Origin of the sequence: Sphaerisporangium rufum, from assembly GCF_016863395.1 — a bacterium.
Lineage (GTDB): Bacteria > Actinomycetota > Actinomycetes > Streptosporangiales > Streptosporangiaceae > Sphaerisporangium > Sphaerisporangium rufum.
Genome location: NZ_BOOU01000057.1, coordinates 19,534 through 30,907 on the forward strand (window position 1 = coordinate 19,534; position 11,374 = coordinate 30,907).

The following is an 11,374-nucleotide window of genomic DNA, read 5'->3' on the forward strand; positions in this document are numbered from 1 at the left end:
CGCGCCGCCTTCGATCGGGCACCTCGCCGGACCGTGTGTACGTGGCTCGGTCACCTCTCCGTGCGGGTCGATCCTACGCGGAAATCGCCAAGGTTTTCGATGACCGGGACGGTTCGCGGCCGCCGGCCGGCCACGGCCCGCCCGGATGGCCAGGTAGAGCGCCGTTCGTCATACTCGCCGGAACCGGGCGGGCGCTTCGGGTATCGCCCCTGCCCGAGATCGGCTCGGGCCCGGCGGCCGCCCCCCGGGCCGGACCGGCTCCGGTCGCGACCTCAGCGGCGGACCCGGCCACGCCAGCCCTGCACCGGCAGGTCGAACTTGGCGACCAGCCGGTCGGTGAACGGGGCACCGGTGGCGTCCACGTCGTGCAACCGGGCCAGCCGGACCGGGAGGGCGGAGCGCCGCACCTCCACCCGGACTCCCGGCGGCAGGTCGAACCGCCGCCGTCCGTCGCACCACAGCACGCCGCCCGGCGTGTCCGGCAGCAACTCGACCGCGACCGTCGAACGCGGGGAGACCACCAGCGGCCGGGCGAACAGGGCGTGGGCGCTGTTGGGCACCAGCAGCAGCGCCTCCACCTCCGGCCAGACCACCGGCCCGCCGGCCGAGAAGGCGTACGCCGTCGAACCGGTCGGCGTGGCGCAGATCACGCCGTCGCAGCCCCAGCGGGACAGCGGCCGGCCGTCGATCTCGGCCACCACCTCCAGCATCCGGTCACGCTTTTCGACGCTGGCCTCGTTCAGCGCCCAGGTGGACGCCAGCAGACTGCCGTTCGCCCGGACGAGCACGTCGAGGGTCATCCGCTCCTCGACCGCGTACCGGCCGGTCACCACCCGGTCCACCGCCTCCGAGAGCCCGGCCATCTCGGCCTCGGCCAGGAAGCCGACGTGCCCGAGATTGACGCCCAGCAGCGGCGTGCGGACCGGGCGGGCCAGCTCGGCCGCGCGCAGCAGCGTGCCGTCCCCGCCCAGCACCATGAGCACCTCGGCGTCCTCGGCGGCCGAGGCGCCCGCCGGGACCACCTCGACGCCGGGCGAGCCGATCTCCTCGGCCTCCGGCTCCATGACGCGGACGGTGAACTCCGCGTCCAGGAACCGCTGGATGACCAGCCGGGCACTGCCCACCGCCGGTTCCCGCCCGGTATGGGCGGTGATCATCACCGTACGCTTCACGTCAGCCATGCTCCACTCCCGCTCGTCCCATCGCGGTCACCGACCTCGCCGGCGGCGCTGCCGCCGGCGGCTGGTGCTCGCGCTGGGAGGCCCCGGCCCGCGGGGCGACGGCTCCCACCGGACGGCCCGGCCAGCGGCGTGCCCAGGCTCCAGGGTGTACGGCGCCCGGCACCCGGCCGGTTCACCCGATCTCCCGGCGGCCGTACGACCCACCCGGGCCATGATCCGCGGCCGGGCCCGGCCGTGACCACGACACCTGCCGGCCGGGCCGCTCCCGATGTCCGCGCGCCGGCCGCACTATCGCGGCCCTTCTTCGACGGCCCGGTCGATCTCGGTGGCCAGATCGCCCACCCCGGGCGGCCCAGGTCCCTTGCCGAGCCAGATGAGGTACTCCACGTTTCCCGACGGGCCGGGCAGCGGGCTCGCGGTGACCCCGCGCACTGCCAGTGCCAGCGCACCGGCCGCCGCGGCCACGTCGCGCACCGCACCCGCGCGCAGCGCCGGGTCACGTACGACACCGCCGGCCCCTACCCGATCCTTACCCACCTCGAACTGGGGTTTCACCAGCATCACCAGGTCGGCCTGGGCCGCCGCGCACGCGGCGAGCGCCGGCAGCACCAGGCGCAGGGAGATGAAGGAGAGATCACCGACGATCAGCTCCGGAGGATCGCCCACCATCTCGGCGGTGAGATCACGGACGTTCACCCGCTCCATGACGGTGACCCGCTCGTCGGTGCGCAGCGACCAGGCCAGCTGCCCGTACCCGACGTCGACGGCCAGGACGTGGGCTGCGCCGCGGCGCAGCAGCACGTCGGTGAACCCGCCGGTCGAGGCGCCCGCGTCCAGGCAGCGGCGACCCGGCACCTCCAGCCCGCGCGGACCGAAGGCGTCCAGGGCACCTACCAGCTTGTGCGCCCCTCGCGACACGTAGTCCGGCCCCTCCGGTGCCTCGGCCACCACGATCGGCGACGCCGTGTCCACCTGGGTGGCGGGTTTGGCGGCGGTCCGGCCGCCCACGCTCACCCGGCCGCCGACGATCAGGTCGGCGGCCTGCTCCCGGGACCGGGCGAGCCCGCGGCGCACCAGCTCGCTGTCCAGCCGGATACGCCTGCTCACCGGGCACGCCCCGGGCCTCGCCGCCGGCACGGTCTCCCCCTGGTGCCCGCCGCCCGGGCGGCCTGCGCGGTCACGGCCGCCCGTCCCCCGGGCCGGTGGGCGCCTCCCCCGCCGAGGCGAGAGCCGCCTCCAGCCCGCTCAGCACCTGCTCGAACACCGTGACGTGCTCGCTCACCGGTAGCACCGCCAGGCCGTCGAGCCCGGTCAGGGCGGCGGCCACCATGCCCTCCCCGCCATCGCCGGCCCCGGCCGTCCGGCCCGCCCCCGCGGGGAGGCCGTCCCCGGAGGTCACGGCCTCCCCGGAAGCCACGGCCTCCCCGGAGCTTGCAGCCTCCCGCGAGGTCACGCCGTTCCCAATGATCGCGCCGTCGCCGGCCGTCGCCGCGCCCCCGGCGGGCACGCCGATCCCGCCACTGTCCGCCATCAGACCCCCACCCGCCTGTGCCGTTCCCGCCCGGGCCGGCCTCGCCGGCCCGGCGGAGACCGCCATGTGACGCTCTCCATTGTTCCCGACCCGCGCCCGCGCGCCGGATTTCGCGTAGTACTCAAGTGAAACGCTACCTTCCGTAGGGCAGGGGCAGCTTCTGCATCGAAGAGGGAGAGGACGGATGGCGACCCTGGACGAATGCCGGGTGGCCCTGGACAAGCTCGCCGAGCAGTTCGGCGAGCTGGACCAGGAGACCCGGGCCAAGCATGTGGTCGAAAGGCGCCTGAGCTGCCGGATCACCGATCTGGACGTGATCTTCTACGGCCGCATCCATCGGGAGGGCCTCGACCCGTTCACCGAGACCGCCCCGGCGGACGGGCGTCCCGCCGAGGTGCGGATCAGGATCCTCAGTGATGACCTGCTCTCCCTGGTCGACGGTGAGCTCGACATGGCCCGGGCCATCCTCGGCGGCCGGGTGAAGATCGACGCCAGCCTCGGCGATCTGCTGCGCCTGCGCAAACTCCTCTGATTTCGATGATCGCCCGGCTCGCCGCCCCGCTCCGGCGCTGACCGGACCCGAGCCGCACCGTCCGCTCATCTACCGCCCCACGGCCGGCCTATCGTCCGCCCCACGGCCGGCGCTTCGCTCAGAAGCTCAGGACGGCCAGCGCCTCCTTGAGCCCGTCCTCGTCGGCGGAGCCGTCGCCCGCGCGATGCCAGGCCGCGGCGCAGGCGGCGCGCAGCCCGTCCAATGGATCTCCCTCGCCGGACAACCGCAGCCGGTCGCCGGCCCACCGGGCGTGCCAGCCGCCCCGGACCCAGCCGTCCTCCCGCCGCTCGACGGGCGCGGGCGGACGGTGCAGATCGGATACATCCCGGCCCAGGTGCGTGGGCCGATGCCGCGGCGGCGCGGTGAGCAGGTCCAGCGGCCCCGCGACGCCGCTCAGCACCAGCAGGCTGTCCACTTCGGCCCGGGTCGCGGCCTCGATGTCGGTGTCCAGCCGATCGCCGACGATCAGGGGCCGCTCCGCGCCGGTGCGGATCATCGACTCGCGGTGCAGCGGGGCCTCCGGCTTGCCCGCGACCACCGGCTCCACGCCGGTCGCCGTGGCGATCACCCTGGTCATCGAGCCGTTACCCGGGAGCGGGCCCCGCTCGGTGGGCATCGTGGTGTCCGCGTTGGCGGCCACGAACCAGGCGCCCTGCCGGACCGCGAGGGCGCCCTCGCCCAGCAGGCCGTAGGAGAGGTCGGCCGAGATGCCCTGCACGACGGCCGCCGGGGCCTCCGCCGCCGCGGTCACCGGCCGCAGTCCCTGGTCGCGGAGCGCCCGGCGCAGGCCCATGCCGCCGACCACCAGAACGGCCGCGCCGGCCGGCACCCGCTCGGCGATCAGTCGCGCGGCGGCCTGGGCGGAGGTCACCACGTCGCCCGGCGTGGCGGGCACGCCCAGTGACACAAGGTGCTCGGCGATGGCGGCCGGGGTGCGCGAGGCGTTGTTGGTCACGTAGGCGAGGCGCACGCCGGTGTGGTGCGCGCGGGTGAGCGCCTCGGGAGCGCCCGGCACCGCCACCCGGCCGAGGTAGACGACCCCGTCCAGGTCGAGCAGCAGGGTGTCATAACGGTCGATCAGCGCGGTTTGCATGATCCCACTATTTCCGACGGGCGAGGGTCGATGGACGGCGGACGCTACGGTCAGGCCCCTCGGGCCCGCAGGGTGGCCTTGACCTGACGCAACGCCGCTACATAATCTCCCAGATCGGGACGCATGGCCACAGCGATGGTCAGCGGCTCCTGAGCCGCCTCCATGTCGCCGGTGCGCCACAACGCCATGCCCAGCCCGAAGTAGGCGTAGTCCTCGGTGGGATTGGCCGAGACGATCCAGCGGAAGCTGTCGGCGGCGTCCTGGTAGCGCCGCGAGTTGAACTGTGCCCTGGCCAGGGCCTCCCGGATGCTGCGCGACTCTGGCTCGGCGTCGGCGGCGCGGGCCAGGATCGCCGCCGCCGCGGCCGGGCTCCCGTCCTTGAGCAGCTGGACGCCACGCTGGAACCATTCGTAAACATCGCCCGCAGGAGCGCTGGACCGCTCGTCGGGGGATTCGGCGTGGCCGTTCGGTCCCTGCGTCATGTCGTCGAGGCCTCCTTCTGCCGGCGGGGTCATCCCGGCTTCCTGACGAGCCGGGCCGCACTACGACGTCAGGGCCGTCTCGGAGCGAGTGGGCCTTTATGGCACCATGCCCGGTATGGCGAATCCTGAACTGCCGCCGGCCGGTGGACTGGTGCTGCGTCCGTTCCGCGGCGTGCGGTTCGCAGTCGACGATCTGGCCGCCGTCACCTCCCCACCGTACGATCTCATCGCCCGGGAAGACGTCAAGAGTCTCCTGGACGCCCACTCCAACAACGTGGTGCGGCTGATCCTTCCCGGTGCCGACCAGCGCCGCTACGCCGAGGCCCGGGAGACGCTGGCGGCCTGGCTGCGTTCGCGGGTGCTGGTGACCGATGACGTGCCCGCCCTGTACGTGTACGAGCAGAGCGGGGCGGGCGTGCTCCAGCGTGGCCTGGTCGGTGACCTGCGGCTCCCCGCCCCCGGCGAGCGGACGGTGCTCCCGCACGAGGATGTCCTGCCGGAGGTGGTCGCCGACCGGCTGGCCCTGATGCGCACCACCGAGAGCAATCTGGAACCCATCTTCCTGATCTACGCGGGCGACGAAGGACCGGCCTCCCGCCTGGTGGACGAGGTGGCCGCCCGGCGCGAGCCGTTGATCGACGTGCGCACCGCGGACGGCCTGACCCACCGGCTGTGGGCGGTCACCGACGCCACCGAGCTGGACGTCGTGGCCGCCGACCTGCGCGAGCGGCAGGCCATGATCGCCGATGGGCATCACAGGTACGCGACCTACCTGGCGCTGCGGGACGCCTACCACGGCGAGGGCCGTGGCACCGGCCCCTGGGACTTCGGGCTGGCGCTCCTGGTGGACTCCACGGCGTACCCGCCGGACCTGCGGCCGATCCATCGCGTCATCGGCGGGCTTCCCCTGGAAGAGGCGGCGGCTCGCGCCAAGGGCGCCTGGCAGGTTCACGAGTTCCCCCGCCTGGACGAGGCGCTGACCGCGCTGGCGGCCACCGGCGGCCCGGCGTTCGTGCTGGCGGGTACGGGGCCGAGCCACCTGATCAGCGAACCCGACGCCGTCCAGGTGGCGCACGCCATGCCGGCCGGACGGTCGGCCCGCTGGCGGTCGCTGGCCACCTCGATCCTCGCCGAGTTCCTGCTGCCGAAGGTCATGGGCGTGCGGGACGACGAGCGGTCAGTGCGCATCGTCCACCACGACCCGGCCCGGGCCGTCCGGATGGCTCAGGCCGCCGGCGGTACCGCGATCATCGTGCCGCCGCTGTCGGTGGACGATGTGCTCACCATCGCCGCGGGCGGGGAACGCGTGCCCCGCAAGTCCACCTCCTTCGGGCCCAAGCCGCGCACCGGGCTGGTCATGCGCACCTTCGCCGGCGAGTGAGGGGGCGCCCGGCCTGACCCTGGCCGCGTCCCGGCCGGGACGCAGCCGCCGCACCGCGCGCACCTCCACCTCGTAGGAGCTGGTGCCGGTGCCGGTGACGCCGCGGAACCGGTGGTGCAGAGCGCCCTGCACGCCGACCAGATCGTCGACCCGCCACTCCCCGACCACGGTGCCGAGCGCCCGGTCGAAGGTCACGCAGACGATGCCATCGGATTTCTTCCGGCTCGGATGGTCATCCGGCCGGCGCACCGCCAGCCCCCAGGTCGTCACCCGGCCGCCGCCGGGCAGCTCATGATGCCGGGGCGGCCTGGACACCCGTCCCACCAGCGTCACCTCGTTGCGATGCATGTGCCTTTCCTCTCGTCTCGGCTCGGCCGGGACCCGAGTCTGCACCGCCGGCGCGGAGGCCGACGCGGGTGAACGGCGTTCTGTGGATAACCGCCCACCGTGCCGCCCCATCCGCGCGTTCCGCTACCACCGGGGGCGTTCCAGACCGCCGCCCGCGATCACACCACGCAGGCACCGGCACTTGGTGGCCGCCCGGGCCGGTGCCATACGCTCATCAACGGCAGCGGCCCCATCTGGAGGGGTCATGGAGCCGGCGCGACCTAGGAGTGGCCAGTGGACAACGTCACACCGCTCGGCGGCGACGTCTACGAGATCGACACGCGCATGGCCGGGTACGCGGGTATCACGGCCGGCTACCTGATCCTCGGTGATCGGCCGTGCCTGGTCGAGACGGGTACGTCGACCTCGGCACCGATCGTGCGGGACGCGCTGACCTCCCTGGGCGTCGGCGCGGAGGACCTGGCCACGGTGGTGGTCACCCACATCCACCTCGACCACGCCGGTGGCGTCGGCGACATCGCCGGCCACTACCCCGCCGCGGAGATCGTCGTCCATGAGAAGGGCGCCCGCCATCTGGCGGATCCCTCCCGGCTCATGGCCAGCGCGCGCATGGTGTGGGGGGACCGGCTGGACGACCTGTTCGGCACGCTCGCACCGACCGAGGCGGGCCGCATCCGCGCCCTCGGTGACACCGGCGCCATCGACCTCGGTGGCGGCCGGCGCCTCACCAGCCACTACTCCCCCGGGCACGCCAAGCACCACGTAGGTCTGCTCGACTCGGCCACCGGCGATCTGTATGTGGGCGACGCGGCCGGCGTCTACCTTCCCGAGACCGGCGATCTGCGCCCGGCGACCCCGCCGCCGGACTTCGACCTGGGCACCGCCCTGGACTCGGTGGCCCTGTTCGGGGACCTCGGCCCGCAGCGCCTGCTCTTCAGCCACTACGGCCCGGTCACCGACGTTCCCGCGACGCTGGAACGCTCGGCGGAGGAACTTCGTGTCTGGGTGGACCTCACCCGGCAGGCCCGCACCGAGGGCATGGACCTCGACCATGCGGTCGCGATGGTGCGTGACCGCACCCGCGAGCGGTACGCGGCCCTGTCGGCGAGCGAGGCGACGGCGGACCGGTTCGAGCTGCTCAGCGGCGCGCCGTCGAACGTCGCCGGCATCATGCACTGGCTGGATCGCACCGATCCCGCGGCCGGCCGCTGAACCGGCCTAGGTTGGGCCCTCCCCTGATGCATAGGATCGGCCCGCCGGGGAACGAAGAGTGCGGGCGCCGCACGCCTTCACGTACGGCGGCGCCCACCAAATCCTCTCCGTTCCGCCGCCCCGGCCTGCCGGGGACCGGTCCGGTCACCGATCCAGCCGGCGTGCCGAGGCCGGGGCCCCCTCGGACGGCTGCCACGATCCTCCGATTGCCCGGTGCCTTGGCGGACGGCACGTGCGCCACCCGCCAAGCCCCCGGAATCAGGCTCGGCGGTCCCGCCGGCCGCCGGGCTCGGCGTCCTCGTCCGCGTCATCCGCGCCGTCCAGGTCGCCGGCGTCGTCGACCGGGTCACCGGCGGAGGCCGGGCCGAAGTCCGGCTCGATGAACGCCGGAACCATTCCCGGCTGCACGGGTGCCGCCTTCGGGCCCGGCACGGCCCCATCATCGGCCGCCGGTCCGTCCGCCGGCCCGCCCGCCGCAACATCCGAAGCACCGTCCGCCGCCGGGCCGGTGGCCTGGTCCGAAGCATCGGCTCCCGCGCCGGTCCGCCGGCTCAAGCCGGTGTCGGCTGCGGGCTCCTGCGGCGACGCCGGCGGCGCCTGATCCGGTGCACCCGGGAGCGATGCCGGCGCCTCCTGGTCGCCGGCCGCCACGGGCCGGTGGTTCAGGGCCGCCGCGCCGGTGCCGGCCTCTGGGGTCAGGTCGTCGGGCACGTCGCCAGGCGACGCCGCCGGCGCCGCCTCGTCCGCGTCGCGGTCCGACACCGGCGCACCGCTCGCGGCGTCCGCCTCGGCGGCGTCCACGGGCGAGGGCGACCCGTCACCGGGAGGGTCGGTGACCGGCATGATGGCCACGCCGGCCTCCGCCGCCGACCCGGCGGCGACCTGCTGATCACCCAGACGCCGGTCCGGATCAGCGGTGGCCGCCATCGCTTCGCCCCTGACGGCTTCGTCTTCTTCGTCCTCCTCGAGATCCTCGATCACCGCGCCGGTCAGCTCGGCGTACCGTTCGGCCGCCTCGGTCTCGCCGTGCTCGTCGAACGCCATGGCCCGCTCGAACCAGTCGACGGCCGCGCTCTCGTGCCCGGCGTCGGCCAGCGCGTCGGCATAGGCGAAGGCGAGCCTCGCCGACCAAGGCCGCGGCTCCTCCGCGCGCAGTTCCGGGATTCGCTGCAAGGTGATCACCGCCGCGTCGTGCTGCCCGAGATCCCGCCGCGCCCCCGACTCCACGATGGCCAGCTCGATCCGGCCCGCACGGTCCAGCCGCTCGGCCTCCGGCGAGCGCACCAGGTCGATCGCCCGCTCCGGGCGGCCGAGACCGCGCTCGCAGTCGGCCATGACGGGCAGGTACTCGTCCGATCCCGTCAGCCGGCGGGCCGCCCGCAGATCACCGAGTGCCTCCGCGTACTGGCCCGCGTGGTAGGCGGCGACCCCGACGGCCTCACGCACCACTCCGATCCGGGCCGCGAAGCGCCGCGCCACCTTCGCGTGCTCGTAGGCCAGCTCCGGCTCATCGTCCCGCAGCGCGCGCTCGGCGGCGACCAGATGACAAGCGATCTTGTCCGCCAGGTCGTTGGGCAGCGAGCGCAGCTCGTCGCGAACGTCCTTCTCCAGTTCCTCGGGCGTGATGTCGGGCGCGAGCTCCGGCATGGGCTCCCGCTCCTCACGACGGCTCCGATCGGCCTGCGGAGCATCGTCGCGCCGGCCGTACCTGGCCCGGCCGCCCCCGTCACCGTAACCCGACCCGACACCGCGACGATCAGCGTGACCGTCGCGGTCGCGTCGCGCGTATCCCTGGTCCTGATCTCCGCCGGACCGCCGGTCCTCACCGTCACGCCTGCTCTGGTGCCCTTCCCGGCTGAACGGCCGCGGACCGGAGGAGCGGTCGTCACGCTGGAACGGCCGGCCACCGCGCTCGCCACGGTCTTCACGCCGGTAGGGGCGCTCGTCGCGGTCGTCCCGCCGGCCACGGTCGAACGGGCGGTCGTCACGCCCACGCCGATCATCACGGTCGAACCGCCGCTCCGGCCGGTCGTCACGGCCGGGCCCGCGGCCTCCATCACGCCGATCAGCACGGTCGTTCGGGCGGCCGCCACGATCGTCCCGGTCACGACGGCCGGACCAGCCGCCCCCCTGGTCCTCCGGACGCCGGTCCGGGTAACGCGACTCGCCGCGTCCACTCTCCCGGTACGGACGTCCCGCACCCCCGGCCCCGCCGGGCCTGCCGCCGCCGTCACGCTGGTACGAACGGCGCTCGCCTCCCGCGAAGCCCGGCCCGCCACGGTCCGACCGCTCCGGCCGCCGCCCGTCACGGTCGTCGCGCCCGTAGGAGCGCTCCGGGCGGTCATCACGGCCGTAGGGACGCCCCGTGCGATCGTCGCGCCCGTAGGACCGGCCGCGGTCGTCCCGTCCGAAGGAGCGGTCGCCGCGAGGGCGGTCATCCCTGTCGAACGGACGTCGGCCGGATCCGGCTCCGCCGTCCCGGCTGAAGGGCCGCGCCTCCGAGGCGCCACGACCGTCCTGGTAGGGCGGGCGTCCACCGCGGTCGTCTCGATAGGACGGGCGTCCGCCACGGTCGTCACGCGGAGACGGACGTCCACCAGAGGCATCCCGGTAGGACGGGCGCCCACCGCGATCGTCACGCGGAGACGGGCGCCCAGCAGAGGCATCCCGGTAGGAGGGGCGGTCACCACGATCGTCCCGCGCACTCTGGCCGGACCATCCGCCCGACCGCCGGTCACCCTGTCGTTCGTCCCGCCGCGCCGAGTCCGGATACGAACGACGGTCAGTCCGCCCTCCGTAGGGAGCGCCGCGTGAATCATCCGGGCGTCCCCGGTCGTCTCGCCGGGGACGGTCACCCGAGTACCGGCGATCGCCATCCGCATAGGAACGTGAAGAGCCGCCACGGCGGTCGTCGCGGTCGAATTCGCGGCCCGCGCCCGAGCCTCGCCGGTCACGGTCGAACGGCCGGTCGCCGCGGTCACCGCGCTGCGAGGAACGCCCGCGGGGATCCCGATCGCCGGCCCCGGATCCGCCGGTAGGACGGCCTTCCCGGCGGTCGCCGTACTTCGGACGGTCTTCCGCTCCGCGCGTGCCCTGCGCCCGGTCACGGTTTCCATAGCTCGGACGGTCACCGCCACGGGGCTCGCCCTCGGCCCCTCGGCCGGCGCGGTATCCGCCATCCCGAGAGCGACCCGAATCCTCACGTCCGTTATCTCTGTTCACTTCTGTCCTTACTTGCTCGCTCACCACGGTCCACCGTGATCCGCATTCACTCACTGCGCTGACCGTGTGCGGAAGGGACGGTCTTACCGGCCGCGGATTCATGGGCCCGCCCGCTCTCGGGGCCCGCTAACTCTGTCGCTCGGGGCGCGCTAGGTGCCGAAGGCCGCCCCTCGGGCCGCTCTCGTACCGTCCAGCCTAGCAAGGCCCGACGGCCGCGACGGTTGCTCGTCTGGACCAGCCCATCCGACGACCGGATACGCGTCCCCGACGGCCCGAACGGCCAGGCCAGGCGACACCACCCCGGCCACTGATCTCATCCATCGACAAGCCGGCGGCAGGACCGGTCGCCCGTCGACAGAAAGATCTCCTTG

At 74.0% G+C, this 11,374-nt stretch carries 9 protein-coding genes and 1 pseudogene; 3 read left to right on the plus strand and 7 right to left on the minus strand.

Annotated features, from left to right (window positions below; all coding sequences use genetic code 11):
- Positions 1 to 272: 272 nt before the first annotated feature.
- From Sru01_RS21360 to Sru01_RS21370, 3 genes are all read right to left on the minus strand, one after another.
- Positions 273 to 1,181, minus strand: coding sequence for an NAD kinase (locus tag Sru01_RS21360; RefSeq protein WP_203989232.1), 909 nt, complete (start codon positions 1,179 to 1,181; stop codon positions 273 to 275).
- Between the two features lie 288 nt (positions 1,182 to 1,469).
- Entirely contained in the window at positions 1,470 to 2,288 is an 819-nt protein-coding gene (locus tag Sru01_RS21365; protein WP_203989233.1) for a TlyA family RNA methyltransferase, read from the minus strand.
- Between the two features lie 70 nt (positions 2,289 to 2,358).
- Complete coding sequence (locus tag Sru01_RS21370; protein WP_203989234.1) at positions 2,359 to 2,598, minus strand: hypothetical protein; 240 nt, start codon at positions 2,596 to 2,598, stop codon at positions 2,359 to 2,361.
- Between the two features lie 298 nt (positions 2,599 to 2,896).
- Here Sru01_RS21370 and Sru01_RS21375 point away from each other — a divergent pair, with 298 nt between their 5' ends.
- Positions 2,897 to 3,244 carry an SCP2 sterol-binding domain-containing protein gene (locus Sru01_RS21375; RefSeq protein ID WP_203989236.1) on the plus strand — a complete coding sequence of 116 codons (348 nt, stop codon included), beginning with the start codon at positions 2,897 to 2,899 and terminating at the stop codon, positions 3,242 to 3,244.
- Between the two features lie 118 nt (positions 3,245 to 3,362).
- On the opposite strand, the gene Sru01_RS21380 is transcribed toward Sru01_RS21375, so the two are convergent.
- Together Sru01_RS21380 and Sru01_RS21385 are read right to left on the minus strand one after the other, a co-directional pair.
- Positions 3,363 to 4,358 carry an HAD-IIA family hydrolase gene (locus Sru01_RS21380; protein ID WP_203989237.1) on the minus strand — a complete coding sequence of 332 codons (996 nt, stop codon included), beginning with the start codon at positions 4,356 to 4,358 and terminating at the stop codon, positions 3,363 to 3,365.
- A 50-nt stretch (positions 4,359 to 4,408) separates the two neighbouring features.
- On the minus strand, positions 4,409 to 4,840 hold the full coding sequence (locus tag Sru01_RS21385; RefSeq protein WP_203989238.1) for a tetratricopeptide repeat protein: 432 nt from the start codon (positions 4,838 to 4,840) through the stop codon (positions 4,409 to 4,411).
- Positions 4,841 to 4,955: 115 nt separating this feature from the next.
- On the opposite strand from Sru01_RS21385, the gene Sru01_RS21390 reads away from it, so the two are divergent.
- Complete coding sequence (locus Sru01_RS21390; protein ID WP_239137627.1) at positions 4,956 to 6,221, plus strand: DUF1015 family protein; 1,266 nt, start codon at positions 4,956 to 4,958, stop codon at positions 6,219 to 6,221.
- A 60-nt stretch (positions 6,222 to 6,281) separates the two neighbouring features.
- Here the strand turns inward: Sru01_RS21390 and Sru01_RS36625 are convergent.
- A pseudogene (locus Sru01_RS36625) lies at positions 6,282 to 6,680 on the minus strand (single-stranded DNA-binding protein); the annotation flags it as partial.
- Between the two features lie 162 nt (positions 6,681 to 6,842).
- On the opposite strand from Sru01_RS36625, the gene Sru01_RS21395 reads away from it, so the two are divergent.
- Positions 6,843 to 7,781, plus strand: a complete 939-nt coding sequence (locus Sru01_RS21395) for an MBL fold metallo-hydrolase (protein WP_239137628.1) — start codon at positions 6,843 to 6,845, stop codon at positions 7,779 to 7,781.
- A 258-nt stretch (positions 7,782 to 8,039) separates the two neighbouring features.
- On the opposite strand, the gene Sru01_RS21400 is transcribed toward Sru01_RS21395, so the two are convergent.
- On the minus strand, positions 8,040 to 9,428 hold the full coding sequence (locus Sru01_RS21400; protein WP_203989240.1) for a tetratricopeptide repeat protein: 1,389 nt from the start codon (positions 9,426 to 9,428) through the stop codon (positions 8,040 to 8,042).
- Positions 9,429 to 11,374: the final 1,946 nt, after the last annotated feature.

Bases quoted from the DNA above. Each gene is read 5' to 3' on its own strand.
- Sru01_RS21360 (WP_203989232.1), bottom strand. From the start codon at position 1,181: ATGGCTGACGTGAAGCGTACGGTGATGATCACCGCCCATACCGGGCGG.
- Sru01_RS21375 (WP_203989236.1), top strand. From the start codon at position 2,897: ATGGCGACCCTGGACGAATGCCGGGTGGCCCTGGACAAGCTCGCCGAG.
- Sru01_RS21380 (WP_203989237.1), bottom strand. From the start codon at position 4,358: ATGCAAACCGCGCTGATCGACCGTTATGACACCCTGCTGCTCGACCTG.
- Sru01_RS21385 (WP_203989238.1), bottom strand. From the start codon at position 4,840: ATGACGCAGGGACCGAACGGCCACGCCGAATCCCCCGACGAGCGGTCC.
- Sru01_RS21390 (WP_239137627.1), top strand. From the start codon at position 4,956: ATGGCGAATCCTGAACTGCCGCCGGCCGGTGGACTGGTGCTGCGTCCG.
- Sru01_RS21400 (WP_203989240.1), bottom strand. From the start codon at position 9,428: ATGCCGGAGCTCGCGCCCGACATCACGCCCGAGGAACTGGAGAAGGAC.